At 59.9% G+C, this 14,298-nt stretch carries 11 protein-coding genes; 5 read left to right on the forward strand and 6 right to left on the reverse strand.

Going from position 1 to position 14,298, the window contains the following annotated elements; translation table 11 throughout:
* The first annotated feature begins 16 nt into the window (after positions 1 to 16).
* A complete protein-coding gene (locus B9A31_RS15205; RefSeq protein WP_084297110.1) occupies positions 17 to 4,126 on the forward strand; it encodes a CheR family methyltransferase in 4,110 nt (1,369 codons plus the stop codon).
* A 39-nt stretch (positions 4,127 to 4,165) separates the two neighbouring features.
* On the opposite strand, the gene B9A31_RS15210 is transcribed toward B9A31_RS15205, so the two are convergent.
* The 5 genes from B9A31_RS15210 to B9A31_RS15230 form a co-directional block, all read right to left on the reverse strand.
* Positions 4,166 to 4,681 (reverse strand): MgtC/SapB family protein, encoded by a 516-nt coding sequence (locus B9A31_RS15210; RefSeq protein ID WP_019096421.1) that lies wholly within the window; start codon positions 4,679 to 4,681, stop codon positions 4,166 to 4,168.
* A gap of 211 nt (positions 4,682 to 4,892) precedes the next feature.
* The gene (locus tag B9A31_RS15215) at positions 4,893 to 7,331 is read right to left on the reverse strand and encodes a TonB-dependent receptor (protein ID WP_027609005.1); all 2,439 of its coding nucleotides are present in this window, start codon (positions 7,329 to 7,331) and stop codon (positions 4,893 to 4,895) included.
* A 78-nt stretch (positions 7,332 to 7,409) separates the two neighbouring features.
* Positions 7,410 to 8,246, reverse strand: coding sequence for a FecR family protein (locus B9A31_RS15220; RefSeq protein WP_016714236.1), 837 nt, complete (start codon positions 8,244 to 8,246; stop codon positions 7,410 to 7,412).
* Entirely contained in the window at positions 8,243 to 8,767 is a 525-nt protein-coding gene (locus B9A31_RS15225) for an RNA polymerase sigma factor (RefSeq protein ID WP_019096423.1), read from the reverse strand. The genes B9A31_RS15220 and B9A31_RS15225 overlap by 4 nt, the downstream gene beginning before the upstream one ends.
* 92 nt (positions 8,768 to 8,859) lie before the next feature.
* Positions 8,860 to 9,246, reverse strand: a complete 387-nt coding sequence (locus B9A31_RS15230) for a MerR family transcriptional regulator (protein ID WP_019096424.1) — start codon at positions 9,244 to 9,246, stop codon at positions 8,860 to 8,862.
* 73 nt (positions 9,247 to 9,319) lie between these two features.
* Between B9A31_RS15230 and B9A31_RS15235 the strand changes: the two genes are divergently transcribed.
* Positions 9,320 to 10,420, forward strand: a complete 1,101-nt coding sequence (locus tag B9A31_RS15235) for an SDR family oxidoreductase (protein WP_019096425.1) — start codon at positions 9,320 to 9,322, stop codon at positions 10,418 to 10,420.
* 42 nt (positions 10,421 to 10,462) lie between these two features.
* On the opposite strand, the gene B9A31_RS15240 is transcribed toward B9A31_RS15235, so the two are convergent.
* A complete protein-coding gene (locus B9A31_RS15240) occupies positions 10,463 to 11,377 on the reverse strand; it encodes a LysR family transcriptional regulator (protein WP_019096426.1) in 915 nt (304 codons plus the stop codon).
* Positions 11,378 to 11,574: 197 nt separating this feature from the next.
* Here B9A31_RS15240 and B9A31_RS15245 point away from each other — a divergent pair, with 197 nt between their 5' ends.
* The 3 genes from B9A31_RS15245 to B9A31_RS15255 all read left to right on the forward strand — a co-directional run bounded on the left by B9A31_RS15245 (position 11,575) and on the right by B9A31_RS15255 (position 14,298).
* Positions 11,575 to 12,543, forward strand: a complete 969-nt coding sequence (locus B9A31_RS15245; protein WP_025753130.1) for an ABC transporter substrate-binding protein — start codon at positions 11,575 to 11,577, stop codon at positions 12,541 to 12,543.
* A 73-nt stretch (positions 12,544 to 12,616) separates the two neighbouring features.
* Positions 12,617 to 13,468 carry an ABC transporter permease gene (locus B9A31_RS15250; RefSeq protein WP_019096428.1) on the forward strand — a complete coding sequence of 284 codons (852 nt, stop codon included), beginning with the start codon at positions 12,617 to 12,619 and terminating at the stop codon, positions 13,466 to 13,468.
* A complete protein-coding gene (locus B9A31_RS15255) occupies positions 13,465 to 14,298 on the forward strand; it encodes a quaternary amine ABC transporter ATP-binding protein (protein WP_081717244.1) in 834 nt (277 codons plus the stop codon). The genes B9A31_RS15250 and B9A31_RS15255 overlap by 4 nt, the downstream gene beginning before the upstream one ends.

Genomic DNA, 14,298 nt, shown 5'->3' on the forward strand with positions numbered 1-14,298 from the left:
CACAAGGCTCGTGCCCATGAAATCGTCCAGCAAGACTACCCTCGCGTCGCCGCACAACCCTGCGCTGAGCCCCAGCCACCTGGATTTCCCAGTGGTGGGCATCGGCGCATCGGCCGGCGGGCTGGAGGCGGTCCAGGCGTTTTTCCAGCACGCCCCGGAGCATAGCGGCATGGCGTTCGTCGTGGTACTGCATTTATCGCCGGACCACCAGAGCCAGGCCGATCGCCTGATCCAGCGCGTCACGCGCATGCCGGTGTACCAGGTGAGCGAGCCGGTACCGATCGAGCGTGACCACGTCTATGTGATTTCGCCGGCCAACCGCCTTTCCACCAACGATGGTTACCTGCGGGTCAGCCCGGCCAGGCGTAGCCGTGGCGACCATGTCGCCATCGATCTGTTCTTCCGGGACCTGGCGGACGTACACAAGGACCATGCGTTCTGCGTGATTCTTTCAGGCTGCGGCAGCGATGGCGCCGTGGGCCTGTCGCGCATCAAGGAGCAGGGTGGCGTGACCTTGGTGCAATCGCCCGATGACGCCCAATACTCCGACATGCCCAAGGCAGCCATCGCTACCGGCATGGTCGACCTGATCCTGCCGGTGGCCGAGATTCCCGGCAAGCTTCTGGAACTGTGGCGCACGGCGCGCAAGGTCAAACTACCGGCGATCGAAGACGACAGCCTGCCGCCTCCCCTTGGCGAGCGCTCAGGCGACCCGGCGCAGAGCGACCCGCTGCTCGACGACATCCTCACCCGCCTGCATGCCAGCACCGGCCATGACTTCCAGCACTACAAGCGGGCAACGGTCCTGCGCCGGCTTGAGCGGCGCTTGCATGTCACTGCGCAGACCGACCTGGCCAGCTATCGCGATTACCTGGAGGGTCATCCGGAGGAATGTCGCGCCCTGTTGGCTGACATGCTGATCGGCGTGACCAACTTCTTCCGTGACCGGGACGCCTTCGAAGCCCTGCAACAACAGGTGATGCCGGGCCTGGCCAATGACGACAGCGAAGACCTGCAACGCGAAGTGCGCATCTGGTCGGCAGGCTGCTCTTCGGGAGAGGAAGCCTACAGCCTGGCGATGATTGCGACCGAACAGCTGGCGATGGGGCAGCGCAGTGCCAAGGTACAGGTGTTCGCCACCGACCTCGACGAACGTGCGATCAATCTCGGCCGGCTAGGCGTTTATCCCGATGCCATCGCCACCGATGTACCCACGGCCAGGCTGCGTCAGTTTTTCATCAAGGAGGACCAGCATTACCGGGTACGCAAGGACATCCGCGAAAAGGTGCTGTTTGCCCGGCACAACCTCTTGTCCGATCCACCGTTCTCCCAGTTGGACCTGGTGGTATGTCGCAACCTGCTCATTTATCTGGACCGGGAGGTGCAACGGGAAATCCTGCGTCTGTTCCACTTCGCCTTGCGAAAGGGCGGCTACCTGTTCCTGGGCAGCTCGGAGTCGGCAGACGTGGCGGCCGACCTGTTCATTGCCGTGGACAAGCGCCATCGTATTTTCCGCGCACGCGAGGTGGAGCCGGCGCGTCGCCCGGGGCGCCTGCTGACGCCCGACACACTGGCGGCGCGCGCCAAGCCCAAGCCCATGCGCAAATTGTCCTACGCCGAAGTTCACCACCGTGCATTGGCCAGGCATACGCCGCCCAGCCTGATCGTCGACCTTGATGGCAACATCCTGCACATGAGCGACGGTGTCGGGCGCTTCCTGCGCCATGCCGGGGGCGAACTCAGCCCCAGCTTGCTGAACCTGGTGCTGGCACCACTGCGCCCTGTCCTGCGCAGTAGCCTGCTGCAGGCACAGAACACGGGCCAGCCGGTGACCTCTGGCGCGGCGATAATCACCGTCGACGATCATCGCGTCGAGGTACAGGTCGAGGTCCAGCCGCACCAGGATGAACCCAGCGGCAGCGAATGCCTGCTGGTGGTTTTACATGTCCGCGAAGCCGAACAACACAGCCAGCCGGTCATCCAGCAAACCGACGGCATGGTGTTGAACACGCTGGAGCGCGAGCTTCAGCGCACCCGCCAACAGTTGCAGGAAACCATCGAACAGTCGGAAATCTCCAGCCAGGAGCTGACCGCCTCCAACGAAGAGATGCAGGCGATCAACGAGGAGTTGCGCCTGGCCAGCGAAGAGCTGGAAACCAGCAAGGAAGAGCTGCAATCAATTAACGAAGAATTGCTGACGGTCAACTACGAGCTCAAGACCAAGGTCGATGAAACCGACAAGGTCAACGACTACCTGAGCAACCTGATCGCCTCCACCCAGATCGCCACCGTGTTCGTCGACCGCAACCTGCACATTCGCTGGTTCACCCCCAGGGCCACCGATATTTTCAGCATGCTGCCGGTCGACACCGGCCGCTCGCTACTGGACATCACCCACCGCCTGGAGTACCCAGGCCTGGCGGACGATGCGCGTGCGGTGATCGAGCGCGAAACCACGATCGAGCGTGAAGTGATCGGGCAGGACCAGCATTGGTACCTGGCGCGCCTGCTGCCATATCGGGCCAGCGAGCAGAATGTCGATGGCAGCGTACTGACCTTTATCGACATCACCAAGAGTCGCGCCGCCGAAGAACGTTTGCGCCAGGGTGAAGAGCGCATGCGTCTGGTTGCCGAAAGTACCCATGACTTCGCCATCATCCTGCTTGACGAACAAGGCCTGATTATCGACTGGAACACCGGCGCTGCGCTGATCTTCGGCTACGCCAAGGACGAAGTCATTGGCCAGCACTATTCCCTGATCTTCACCGAGCAGGACCGCGAAAATGGCGAGCCGGCGCGTGAGCTGCGCGCCGCCCGTCTGCATGGCCGTGGCCAGGACGAACGCTGGCATGTGCGCAAGGACGGCAGCCGCTTCTACTGCAGTGGCGAAGTCTCGCGCCTCAAGGGCAGCAGCTTGCGCGGTTACGTCAAGATCGCCCGTGACCTGACCGGCCACAAGCGCCTGCAGGACGAACAAAGCAAGCGCCTGGCCGAGTCGCAGAGTTCAAGCCACATGAAGGATGAGTTCTTCGCGGTGATGTCCCACGAGCTCAAGCACCCACTGAACCTGATTCAGCTCAATGCGGATATCTTGCGACGTATACCGTCGGTCACAAGTACCGACATGGCGAGCAAAGCGGTCAACGTCATTCGCGAAGCGGTCACCAGCCAGGCGCGGATCATCGATGACTTGCTCGATGTAGCGCGCATCCGCACGGGCAAGCTCAAACTGAAGACGCAGCCTGTCGATTTGTGTGCCGTGCTACAAGGTATCTGTTCTGTAGCCTGCAACGAGCAACGCGGCCGCAATGTTCGGCTGGCGCTCCCGGCCGATGGCGAACCGGTCTATGTGGAGGCCGACAGCACACGTGTCGAGCAGATCATCTGGAACCTGTTGAACAACGCTCTGAAGTTCAGCCCTGCCGATGGCGAAATTCTGTTGAAACTGACTCGGCAGGATGAGCAGGCACGCCTTGAAGTCATCGATCAGGGCATAGGCCTCGCCGAAAGCTCGCTGGAAGATATTTTTGAGCTATTCAACCAGGCGGCATCAACCGGCCATGGGCGTGAGGGGCTGGGCATTGGCCTTTCCCTGGTCCGTCAATTGGTAGAGGCCCATGGCGGAGCGGTCAGCGTAGAGTCTCCTGGAATAGGCCAGGGTTGTACGTTCATCATCACCCTGCCTTTGCGCGTGTATACCCAGCAACCCCAGGATCAGGGCGACGTGCTGCCACCAGAAGGTCGCCTGAAAGGCGTTCGCATCCTGTTGGTGGATGACTCGCTCGATGTGCTGGAAGTGATGGAACAATTGCTGTTGATGGAGGATGCCGACGTCGATGCCTACAGCGACCCGAAACTGGCGCTGCAATCGGCGGCGGACGCGCGTTACGATGTGATCATTTCCGACATCGGCATGCCTGGCATGGACGGCCATGCACTGATCCGGGCGCTGCGCGGCCTGGAGCATCTGCGTTACATCCCTGCCATCGCGTTGACAGGCTATGGCGCAAGCGCTGACCAATACAAGTCTCGCCAGTCCGGGTTCGACCGCCACCTGAACAAGCCAGTGGGTTATGACGACCTGGTCGACGCAATCGAGCGCCTGAATGGCTCAGCGTCGGTCTGAACAAGGGCAGGCAGGCTTTGTGGCGGCGACCCACGCCCCTCATTGCTTCCTGCCCTCTTCCTTCTGTTTTTCTTCGTTCGGCCCTTCGACCTTGTCCACCAGCAAGGGCATCGTGCCCAGCACCAACAGCGCCAGCACCGTGCTGACCAGCGCCGTGGCTTCGCGCCCCATCCCCGCTGCCGTACCGATGGCAGCCGTCATCCATAACCCGGCAGCAGTGGTCAGGCCTTTGACGTGACTGGTGTCCTGGCCATTGCCTTTGAGAATGGTGCCAGCACCCAGAAAGCCGATACCGGCAACGATGCCCTGAATCACCCGGCTGAGCGCCTGCGCATCGGCACCTGCCATGCTCGGTGCCAGCACGAACAGCGCCGCGCCCAACGAAACCAGCATGTGCGTGCGCACCCCGGCAGACTTGCCCTTGTGCTCGCGCTCGAAACCCAGAACGGCGCCCAGCACGGCAGCCATCACCAAGCGTACAAGGATTCGCACGATCTCGCGCTCATCACCAATATCGGCGAATTCGGCCAGGATTGTTTGCCAGATCATATCCATGGACAGGTTCCGGCCTGACGAGGCTCTCTGCCGGTGCAGCGCTCTTCACAGGCTCGCGTTCGTTCGATCTCGATGGGCATGGTAGCGTTTTCCGAGGGCGGTTAAAGCGTATGACTGCGAGCACTGCAAGGTTACTGCATCACGTTCCACAAAGCGTCTCGCCCTGTAAACGATCACCAGGCTCCATACCGGCCCGGTGATGTTAATCACCTTACCAATTGTGCGTATAACTGGCAGTCAACACAGTGCCGGGTGCTGGCAAGTGGCTGGTGTTGTTGTTATTGCGCAGCAATTGACTGTAGAGCGGGTAGTAGTCGCGATTGAACAGGTTCTGGATGCCGACGCTTATCTTGTCGTCAGCGGATATCTGGTACTGGCTGACCAGGTCCACTGTTGTATAGCTACTCACTTGATGCCGACCAAAGCTGTCCACGCCGTCGAGCCTGTAGTCCTTGGCGTCGAAGAACGTAGCTTGCAAGCGGTTGCTCCACTCCAGTGTCGGTTTGTACTGGACGTAGGCGGTCAGCTTCAGGGGTGGAACGCGATAGCCGGTCATGTCTTGCCAGCCTTTGCCGTCCGGTTTTTCTCGTCCGCGCATCCAGGTCGCACTCCCCCCTGCGCCCCACACCGCATCGTCCGACAGCCAATCTGCACTGGCTTCAGCTCCGTAGATGCGCTCCTTGGTGCGGGTCAGAATCAGGCCATTGTTGAAACTCTGCACATCCCCCAGTTTGGAGGTGGTGTAGAACAGCGCCAAGGTGCCGAGGGTGTTGCTGCCCAGCTCTCCTCGCCAGCCAAGCTCATAGTTGTTGGTTTTGACCGGTTCCAGGTTCGATGCGCCGATGTCGAAACCACGGCGGGCATTGCGCAATTGAATACCCACGTCGGGCAATTGGAAGCCCTGGCTGAAAGAGGCGTAGATCTCCTGGCCGAGTACCGGTGAGTAGACGATGCCCAGGTTCGACAGCAGCGCATCGTAATGAACTTCGCCCCCCTTCACCGCCACCGGGGAGGCAGCCGTGGATTCGGACAAGGGAACGAAGTCATCGAATTCGGCAGTGGAGTATTCGTAGCGCAGGCCGCCGTCGACAGACCAATGCTCATCAAAACGATGCTGTAGCTGGGCGAAGGCACCGGCGCTTCGCGTCCTCAGCGGGGGCATGTAGGTGAGCTTGCCGGTCTTGTCGAAGACCAGGCCGCCACTGGCGTCATAAACCGCAGGGTCGAAGACATCGAGCGGCATGTCGCTGCGCTCCTGGTTATAGTCGCCACCCCACACCAGCTCGGTACTCCCGCTTTCGCCAAGCGGCGTGCGCAGGGTCAGCCGGCTGCCGAACACTTCGCTGTTCTGCATGATCTGGTCCACGTTGCCGCCGCGAGTGGCAACGGCCCGGGCGTCGAACGGCGTGAAGCGGGTGAAATAGTCCCGGTAGTACATCTGGGCAGAAAGCCGGCTGCCGAGAATGTCGAGATTCTCGTACTCCAGGTTCACCAACGTGTTGCGAATGCGGTTCTGTTCATCAAGATCCAGGCCCTTGATCGCATTGGCCGGCACAGAGCCTGCGGGGAGTTTCGCGACGCTCGGGTCTGTAGCGTAGTCGCTGTCCTGGCGTGCATCGTAGTGGCTGACTGCAAGCTGGATTCGCTGGTTCTCGTCGATGTGCAGCCCCAGCTTGCCGCCGATGTTGTAGATGTTCGAATCGAACAGGTCGCCTTGACTGGGCTCCGGGGCGATCCGGCCGCCATGCGCATCGTACGAGGCACCGATGTGGCGGGTGCCGAAGTCGAACGCATAGTCCACCGCTCCCTGAGAGCCCGCGAAATACTGCTGGAACTGGCCCCCCAGGCCATCGCTGCCCAGGCGGGTAAGTGGCGAGGTAGCGCTCAGGCTGGTTTCGGCACGGTTTTCACCACCGGCAGGCCGTGTAGTGATGGAGATGATGCCCCCCGTGGCGCCGCTGCCGTAGATGGCGCTGCTGCCACGGATGACTTCGACCCGTTCGATCAGCGCCGGGTCGATGTTGGCCAGGTTGCGCGAAGAGTCGCGGTTGGTATTGAGCGGCACCCCGTCGACCATGACCAACATGCTGCGCCCGCGCAGGGTCTGGCCATACTCGGTGATGGTGCGGCTGGAGTCGGACATGCCCGGAATCGCCTTGGCCAGTACCGTGGCCAGGCTCTCTGAACCCTGGCGCAGCTCCTGCAGTTGTTCATGCTCAAGAACGGTGGATTGCCGCGTTGCGGAAACCAGGCTGCTGCTGGTGCGCGAGGCGGTGATTTCCATCTGCGCCATTTCCACGGGCACGCTCGGGGTCACGAGGCTGGATGCAGGGGCACCCTGCGCGACGATGACGAACGTACGCTCATCCTTGGCCTGTACCTGCAAGCCACTGTCCTTGAGCAGCGTTTGAAGCGCTTCCTCAGGTGTGAACCGCCCTTTCACCGCAGGCGCGTTTCGGCCTGCACCGAGATCGCTGGCAAAGATGACCTGTACCGAAGACTGCTGCGCAAGGGCGTTGATGGCCTCCCCCAGCGGCGCGGCGGGGAGATCCACGCTCACCTTTTCCCGGCCCTGGGCCGACATTGCGATGAGCAGGCTACTGGCGAGCAATGACAGGCGTAGTTGGCGACTGCGGAGGGGAAAATGCACGTCTCGAGTTCCTTTGTTGGTTGGGCTTTTTTTCAATAGCCGCCATGGGAATCGAGAAACCCTACCTGCGCATGAGCATTATTTTATTGCCGATTTACGTTGAATCCTGACGCTGCCATCCTCTGTTTTCAACACGGCGACGGGCAGGATGCTCGGTAGCAGATCCAGCAGTCGGTCGACATTGTGCGCCTCGAAGACCCCTGTCACCTTGAGTGCAGCCAAGCTTGGGTCGCTCAGCTCAATGGATGCCTTGCGATAGTGACGCAGCAACGACACCGCTTCATCCAGCGACGTCTGCTCGAACACGATGCGATCATCTTTCCAGGCCATCGCCTTCAAGGCGTCGACCTTCGCAACCGGCATCAGTTGCCCGCCAATCGAGTCGACCTGTTGCCCTGGCCTGAGGGTGACCGGCGCGTGTTCTGCAGCTGTAGCGGTGACGTCCACGCGTCCACGGGCCAGGGTCACACGCACCGCGTCGTTATCCAGGCGGCGGACATTGAACAGCGTACCGAGCACCTCGACCTTCGCCAGGCCAGCGGACACTACAAAGGGGCGATACACGGCCGAGGAGACATCGAAAAGCGCCTGCCCTGCGCGCAGGTCGACGTCGCGGCTGAGCAGACGCCAGCTGATATCGACATGCGTGGCACTGTCGAGCAGCAGCTTGCTTCCATCGTTCAGCAGCACAGCACGCCGCTCACCAATGGCGGTAGCGAAACGCTCGCTCTTGTAGGCAGGGTTCAGCCAGGCCAAGCCTGCACAGGCGATCGCAACCGCCAGCGTGATACCTGCCGACTTTGCTGCCTTCGAGGGCGCAGGCCTGGACGGCGGCATGGGGAACAGCTGCTTGAGCTCTTCACGATGTCGCCCAAGAGCCTCGTCCAGTGGCACCTGTTCGGGTTGCTTCGTCATGGGTGCACCTCATCGCGCCCAAGCCGTTGCCTGCATGCCGCCAGCCCCAGGCGCAGGTGCTTTTCCACAGTCTTGATGGAAATACCGAGGCGAGTGGCTACTTCTGCCTGGGGGATTTGGTGAATCTTGTGCATGACGAAAACAGCTTGGCAGCGAGGTGGGAGGTCTGTGATCGCGTCGACGAGCAGTTGAAACTCGCGCTCGCTGTCATACCTGGTCATCGGGGTGGCTGCCGGGCAGGCCACCTCAGGCAGCTCGGAGATCGCCTCTATCCAGGCGCCTCGGCGGCGATCGCTACGATAGCGACTCATGGCGGAGTCGCGGGAGATTTTTCGTAGCAAGGCCAATGGGGTTCGAACGTCTTCTTTCTCACCGCGCTCAAGCAATTGCACGCACACGTCATGCACAACATCACGCGCCATGCTTCTGTCGCCGAAGCGTCGGCGAATGTGGTCCACCAGATCGTCATAGTGACGTACCAATGTAGACAGCAACGTCGGTTTGGCGGGATCGAACGACACGATGCATCCTGAATAAGAGGTAGGCTCCGAAACAAGACACAAGTGTAAATGAGAAATAATTGCGAATAAACAAGCTACCGCGTTGCGGTATGCTAAATAGCAGGAAGGTGAGCAATGGTCAGCCCGTTGGCAACGGCACTGGCTTCAAGCTTTGCGCGCTCCGCGCCCAGAAGGGCATAGGCGGCTTGCAGCGTGGTGATCTTCGCTTGAATGTCGGCCATCTTGCTGGCTACCAACATCGCGCCTTGCGCACAATCGAGCGTATTGCCCCGCTTGGCCGCAAGTATTTCACCGATCTCGGCCAGCGAAAAACCGCCGCTCTGGGCACTTTGAATAAAGGCCAGATCAACAACGGTCTGGTCGCTGTAGCTTCGGTAGTTGTTGGCCTGACGATGGGCCACGATAAGCCCGAGTTGCTCGTAGTAGCGCAATGTATGGCGGCCCACTCCACTCCGGCGCTCCAACTCTCCAACATTCACAGTAAAAACTCCTTGACTGTAGAGTACGCTCTACACCTTAGCCTGCGCCGATCATTCAGACAAGGATTCAGATATGAGCGTGGAATGCTTCGTCACCGGCGGCAGTGGGTTTGTGGGTCAACATTTGCTGGCCCGTCTTACCGCGGCAGGGCACAAGACCTGGGTGCTCATGCGCACCCCTGAAAACATCGGACGCCTCCAGGAGCAAGTAGGGCAACTGGGAGGTAACCCTGCGTATATCCATGCAGTCGGGGGAGATATCAGCAGGGATGGGCTTGGACTCAGCGAAGCAGACAGGCAATGCGTATCTTCGGCGGCTGTGGTCTTCCACCTCGCAGCACAGTTTACCTGGGGCCTGACAATGGAGCAGGCCCGCACAGTCAATGTACAAGGGGCGCTGAACGTCGCCAGGCTCGCGGCGAACCAGCGCATGCGCTTGCTGATGGTGGGCGGTTATATGCTGCAGAACCTTAGCCATCTTGCAAGTATCGGGGTTGATAACGAGCACCCTGAAAACACCCATTGGCCTGCAGTCTACGGCCGTGTGGGTGGCTACGAAGGCAGCAAGCTGGAGTCTCATTTCGCTGTCATCCGTTACATGCAGGAGGTAGGCGCAGATTACGCGATCGTTCATCCTGCTACGGTGTGTGGTCACAGCGAGAGTGGGCACATCCCTGAAGGACAACCCCTGGTAGATCTCATTCGAAATCTGGCACTGGGCCGGTTCAAGGCTATCCCTGGTTCCGCCAGGCACTGGTTGCCATTGGTCAGCGTCGATTACCTGGTAAAGATGATGACCTGCGTGGCGTTCGACCCGTCAATGGCCAACCGACAGGTGCTGGCGCTGTATGAGCACACGCCGAACCTGCAGGGTATGCTCGAGCAATTGGCACAAACGCTGGAGATAAAGGCCCCGCGCCAGCATGTACCGATAGGGTTACTGAAGTGGCTATTGGCGATTCCCGGACTGGCCACCCGATTATCGATCAGCGCCGAGTCACTGGACTTCATCCAGACACAGCGCTTCGACATGAGTGACAGCCAGCAACTGGAACGAAAGTATCAGTTGGCACATCCTGACATGGCGCGGACGTTGGAAAAGACGGTGCGTTACGTCCAGGGTTACTTGCCCAATCGTCATGTTCACACTTCTGCAAACCCTGCCGGGAGATAACAAACGGGTTGTGACACAGCGCGTAATCCCGCCACCCATTATTCACTCGGATGCAAACGACGGTCGTTCCGCAAACCATGCCACCGCCAGCTCCTTGAACGCCTCGGCCGAAGGCGTCAGCGGATAGCGCTGATCATGCGCCAGCACTATGCTATGCGTTGGCAATTTCTCCTCAGTCGGCCTGCAGACCAGCGCTTGGCCATCATAACTGCGGTCACCAAACGGCCGGGTATAGATCAGCGCCACGCCAAACCCATTGGCGACGAGGCTACGCTGCAGCTCGAACGTGCGCACACGGTGCACAACGGCGGGTGAAAGATCGTAAAAGCTGAACAGGTCCAACACATGCTGCCAACTGTGGACCTGATCGGTAACGACCAGCGTATGTTCGGATAACGCCTTGAGACTGACACGCGACTCCTTGGCCAACGGGTGATCGGCCGACAGCAGTACCTGAGCAGTCAGTTCACACAACTGGGTGCATTGCGTATTCGGCGGCAAACCCAGATCGTAGGTGATTGCCAACTCTATCGCCCCTTCACCCAGCCGCTTGCCAACATAATCGAAGCTGCCTTCGCGCATGTCGACAGTGACCCTTGGGCAGGACTCCTGCATCCGCCGCACAATTTGTGGCAGGCAATAGGGCGCCAGGTCTTCAAAACATCCGACCACCAGTTCGCCGACGCACTCCCCTGCATTGGCATTGATCTCGGCAAAGGTCCGAGCCTCTGCCAGAACGCGACGGGCCTGGACCATGACGGTACGACCGAATGGGGTCAGCGATATGCCGAGGCCACGTTGGCGCACGAAAATGGATTGGCCCAACACCTCTTCCAGTTCGGTGATGGCCGCCGAGATGGAAGGCTGTGAAACATGAAGCTCCATGGCAGCGGTCGTCAGGTTACCGTGCTTGGCAGCTGCTAGCGCATAGCGAAGCTGACGCAGTGTGAACTTCATAGTTTTTTCCGTTGTGATACATCAGCACATATTATTTTATCCTTTTTTGAGGTTGTGAAATATTTCTCCTACGCAGTGGCCACCGATCAGAAGTGCCACGCCAACGCCGATTACAAGGCTTATCAGCCAGTTTGGCGACCCTCTTTGGGCCGGATGCCCTCAACTGCCGCACTCCATTCTTGTTTGGGAGCGTCACAATGAAAATTACAAAGGCTCTGTTGACCACGACACTTTCTTTCGGGCTGCTGGCAGCGGCTGTCACCAGCCAGGCAGCGGGTTGGTGCGAGTCTGGCAAACCGGTGAAGTTCGCCGGTTTGAACTGGGAAAGCGGGATGCTGCTCACTGACGTGATGCAGTTCGTGCTGAAGCATGGTTATGGCTGCGATACCGATAGCCTGCCAGGTAACTCTATCTCCATGGAAAACGCACTGAGCAGCAACGATATTCAGGTATTTGCCGAAGAGTGGGTGGGGCGCAGCGAGGTGTGGAACAAGGCTGCGGCTGCCGGCAAGGTGATTGGCATCGGTTCGCCGGTCGTTGGCGCGGTCGAAGGCTGGTATGTGCCGCGTTATGTGATTGAGGGCGATGCCAAGCGCAAACTTGAAGCCAAGGCACCGAACCTCAAGAACATCGCCGACCTGGGGCAATACGCCCAGGTATTCAAGGACCCCGAAGAGCCGGACAAGGGACGCTTCTACAATTGCCCGGCCGGCTGGACCTGCGAGCTTGACAACAGCGAGATGCTGAAAAGCTACGGCCTGGAAAGCACCTATACCAACTTCCGCCCTGGCACCGGCCCGGCACTGGATGCTGCCGTACTGTCGAGCTACAAGCGTGGCGAGCCCATCCTGTTCTACTACTGGTCGCCGACGCCGCTGATGGGCCAGCTGGACCTGGTCAAGCTGGACGAAAAGCCGGGCGTGAATAAAGCCCTGACCATCAAGGTGGGTGTATCGAAGGCCTTCCACGAGCAGGCGCCTGAACTGGTGGCGGTGCTGGAAAAGGTCAATTTGCCGGTCGATCTGCTTAACCAGAACCTGGGGCGCATGACCAAGGAACGTATCGAGTCGCCGGAACTGGCCAGGTTGTTCCTCAAGGAACACCCCGAAGTCTGGCACAGCTGGGTCAGCGAAGACGCAGCCAAAAAGGTAGACGCGGCACTCTGAGCGTGTGGGCTCCTCCGGCGCCTGCCGGGTAAGACACGACAGTCCGCTTCATACACTTGCTCGAGAGAATTCCATGTTTCCCAAAAACTTCACGTTTTCCATTGCCGACTGGGTCAATGGCTGGGTCGATGCGCTTGTAACCAACTACGGTGAGGTGTTCCGGCACATTTCCGACACCCTGCTGTGGGCCATCGTCAACCTCGAGGGCCTGCTGCGCGCAACCCCTTGGTGGTTGATGCTGGCCATCGTCGCCGGTATTGCCTGGCACGCCACCCGCAAGGTCGTGCCCACTGCCGTGATCGTCGGCTTGCTCTTTCTGGTCGGTGCGGTCGGGCTCTGGGACAAGCTGATGCAGACCCTGGCGCTGATGCTGGTGGCAACGCTGATATCGGTCCTGGTCGGCATTCCGCTGGGTATCCTGTCGGCGCGCAACGATCGCCTGCGGGCGGTGTTGATGCCGCTGCTCGACATCATGCAAACCATGCCCAGCTTCGTGTACCTGATTCCGGTATTGATGCTGTTCGGCCTGGGCAAGGTGCCGGCGATCTTTGCCACCGTCATCTATGCCGCCCCGCCGCTGATTCGCCTGACCGACCTGGGCATTCGCCAGGTGGATGGCGAGGTCATGGAGGCGATCAATGCATTCGGTGCCAATCGCATGCAACAACTGTTCGGCGTGCAGCTGCCACTGGCGTTGCCGAGCATCATGGCCGGTATCAACCAGACCACCATGATGGCCCTGTCGATGGTGGTCATCGCGTCGATGATCGGTGCCCGTGGCCTGGGTGAAGACGTCCTGGTCGGCATCCAGACCCTGAACGTGGGCCGCGGCCTTGAAGCGGGCCTGGCCATTGTGATTCTGGCGGTTGTGATCGACCGCATTACCCAGGCCTATGGCCGGCCACGGCATGGGGTGGGCAAATGAGCGCCAAGCAGACTATGAACAAGATCGAAGTCAAAAATGTCTTCAAGGTATTCGGTGCCCGCGCCGAAGATGCCCTGCAACTGATCCGCCAGAAAAAAACCAAAGATCAGGTCCTGGCCGAAACCGGCTGCGTGGTCGGGGTCAACGATCTGTCGTTGTCCATCGGCAGCGGTGAAATCTTCGTGATCATGGGGCTGTCGGGCTCGGGCAAGTCAACCCTGGTGCGTCACTTCAACCGTCTGATCGACCCGACCAGCGGTGAGATCCTGGTTGATGGCGAAGACATTCTGCAATACGACCTGCAAGCCCTGCGCGAATTCCGCCGGCACAAGATCAGCATGGTGTTCCAGAGCTTCGGCCTGTTGCCGCACCGCACTGTGCTGGACAACGTCGCTTACGGGCTGAAAGTCCGTGGCGAGAGCAAGGCCATGTGCACCGACCGTGCCCTGCACTGGATCAACACCGTGGGCCTGAAGGGTTACGAAAAATCGTACCCGCACCAGTTATCAGGCGGCATGCGTCAGCGCGTCGGCCTGGCCCGTGCGTTGGCCGCCGACACCGACATCATCCTGATGGACGAAGCCTTCAGTGCCCTTGACCCGCTCATTCGCGCCGAGATGCAAGACCAGTTGCTGGAACTGCAAAAGACCCTGCACAAGACCATCGTCTTCATCACGCACGACCTGGACGAGGCGGTGCGTATCGGCAACCGGATTGCCATTCTCAAGGACGGTCGCCTGATCCAGGTCGGCACGCCGAAAGAAATCCTCTACCAGCCTGCGGACGAATACGTAGACCGTTTCGTGCAGCGCCGTGTAGCTTCGCTTTAA

The organism is Pseudomonas sp. URIL14HWK12:I5 (assembly GCF_900176445.1).
In the GTDB taxonomy this organism is placed as follows: domain Bacteria; phylum Pseudomonadota; class Gammaproteobacteria; order Pseudomonadales; family Pseudomonadaceae; genus Aquipseudomonas; species Aquipseudomonas monteilii.